The sequence below is a fragment of the Pedobacter sp. 01T416_2 genome (assembly GCF_056398925.1).
On record NZ_JBFTQI010000852.1, the window covers coordinates 1 to 2,362 of the forward strand.

At 37.8% G+C, this 2,362-nt stretch carries 2 protein-coding genes and 1 pseudogene; 2 read left to right on the forward strand and 1 reads right to left on the reverse strand.

What is annotated here, in order from left to right; translation table 11 throughout:
• Together AC1DPQ_RS24990 and aqpZ are read left to right on the forward strand one after the other, a co-directional pair.
• Nucleotides 1-266: pseudogene (locus tag AC1DPQ_RS24990) on the forward strand (MBL fold metallo-hydrolase); the annotation flags it as partial.
• Between the two features lie 358 nt (nt 267-624).
• Nucleotides 625-1,332 (forward strand): aquaporin Z, encoded by a 708-nt coding sequence (gene aqpZ / locus AC1DPQ_RS24995; protein ID WP_477584917.1) that lies wholly within the window; start codon nt 625-627, stop codon nt 1,330-1,332.
• Between the two features lie 71 nt (nt 1,333-1,403).
• Here the strand turns inward: aqpZ and AC1DPQ_RS25000 are convergent, their stop codons facing one another.
• Nucleotides 1,404-1,916, reverse strand: coding sequence for a glutathione peroxidase (locus tag AC1DPQ_RS25000; protein WP_477584918.1), 513 nt, complete (start codon nt 1,914-1,916; stop codon nt 1,404-1,406).
• Between the last annotated feature and the right edge of the window lie 446 nt (nt 1,917-2,362).

Genomic DNA, 2,362 nt, shown 5'->3' on the forward strand with positions numbered 1-2,362 from the left:
TAAGCAATACACAGGCGCTGGAGCTTTTCATCAACCATAAAGCCCCATACATGAGTCATTTATTATTGAGCCACTTATCAAAAGATAATAACGACCCACAGCTGGTTGAAAATCTTTTTAAAAATGTTGCCGGCAATACTTTTGTTAAAGTAGCTTCAAGATATGAGGAAACAGCGTTGTATTATGTAAGCAATACTCAAAACACACCCGAAGTTTACAATTTCGACCCTAACCTATACCAGCCAGAACAACTCAACCTATTTTAACACCCTAAAGTCAAAAATAGCTTGCCGTTTTCTATCAATTTAGTTACAGTAGGACTTATTTTGAGCAAAAAAATGGCAATTGACTAGACAAAAGCATAATTACCCGCAAAAATTGTAAATAATTTTAATTTTCATCAAAACATTTTATTCTAATATGGGTTTTATATAAACTTCATAAATAGTTTGTTTGGTTTAAATGGGGCTTATGGATTTAAGCCCCTTTCTCTTGTCTAAAATTCCGTAATTCAATCAGACTAAATCACCAGCATTTTATTCCATTTTTATATTCTAAATTTTTAGTTATATTCGATTGACAATCATCCGGRTATAATATTTAAACCTTTAAATAATAAATTATATGGAGACAAGTAAACTTTCTAAATTCAGTGCCGAATTTCTAGGCACGCTCGTGTTGGTTTTAATGGGTTGTGGTAGCGCGGTTATAGCTGGCGCAAATGGCACAACTGGCGTAGGCTTATTAGGCATATCTTTTGCCTTTGGCTTATCGGTCACCGCAATGGCTTATGCTATTGGGCACATTTCAGGCTGTCACATTAATCCGGCAATTTCAATCGGAATGGTAATCGCTGGCCGGATGAAAATTACTGAAGCCGCTTATTACATTGTGGCTCAGGTATTAGGCGGCATTGCAGGCGCATTTATCTTACTGCAAATTGCCTCAGGAAAGCCAGAATATTCTTTGGCAACAAATGGATTAGGGCAAAATGGTTTTGCAGCACTATCTCCACAGCATTACAGCCTACATGCTGGTTTTATTGCCGAAATTGTACTCACCTTTATTTTCTTATTGGTTATTTTCGGCTCAACCTCTACTAAAAATATCAACGGCGGCTTTGCAGGGCTTGCAATCGGCTTAAGTTTAACACTCATTCATATTGTGGGCATTCCGGTAACGGGTGTATCAGTAAATCCGGCAAGAAGTATTGGCCCCGCACTTTTGGTTGGCGGAGAAGCCTTAAGCCAGGTTTGGCTGTTTATTGTAGCACCCATTATTGGTGCGGCGCTCAGTGCCTTGGTTTGGAAAACAGTTTTGGAGAAAAACTAATTTAAATGGAATTGTTAAAGGGTTAGCGTTTAGAGTTTAGCGCCTAAACACTAACCCCTAAACGCTAAGCTTTATAGGTTCTTTACAATCGCCTCGTCAGTAGGTTTTGTTTTAGAACGGAAACGGTGTACCAATTCTCCTTTTTCATTAATTAAGAATTTCTCAAAGTTCCATTTAATATCGCCTTGCTCTTCTGTATTGGTTTGAGAGGTTAAATACTTGAACAATGGACTGATATCATCACCTTTAACACTGCTTTTCTCTGCCAACATAAAAGATACATTGTACTTTCCGGTACAGAATTCTTTAATCTCTGCATTGGTAGAAAACTCCTGTCCGCCAAAGTTACCCGCAGGGAAACCAATTAATACTACCTTTTTGCCGTATTGCTTTTGAAGTTTTTCCAAATCTTCATACTGTGGTGTAAAACCACATTTAGAAGCGGTGTTAACAATTAAGATTTTTTTGCCTTTAAATTTCGATAGTTTAATTTCTTTACCATCAATGGTTTTAAAGCTGAACTCGTAAACATTTTTTGGTGGAGATACCAATAAGTTTAGTAGGATTAGAATTGTGCTGATCATCGTTGTTTTATTTTTATATACGAATATAGGCACAAATAGGTTGTGCCAACGTAACGTTGTTGTAAATTAAATGTAGCAAATTAGGTAAGAGAACTGGCCAATAGAACAAACTGTGAGCATGATTTGAAAATGAAAGCATATATTTCATTGCTCAAATAAGTGTCTTTTTTGATTAGGAAATTGAGGGCAGTGGTTCTTGGTGGTTTACGGCCCCGCTATCGCTTATAGTCCTCGCTACGCTGTGGGCTATTCCGCTCTATCTGGTTTAATTAACAAAGCCTGATCCCTTTTGTACCTTCAGCTTGGCACAACGCCGTTAAAACCTAAATAGCAGTAAACACATGCCACCTAAACCCGACCGAAGCGAAAAACCCGCAGACCGAGGAACGAGGTTGAGGATTTGTAGCAAAGGGCGGGAGAAAGCCTTACCTACAAATTACTAATAT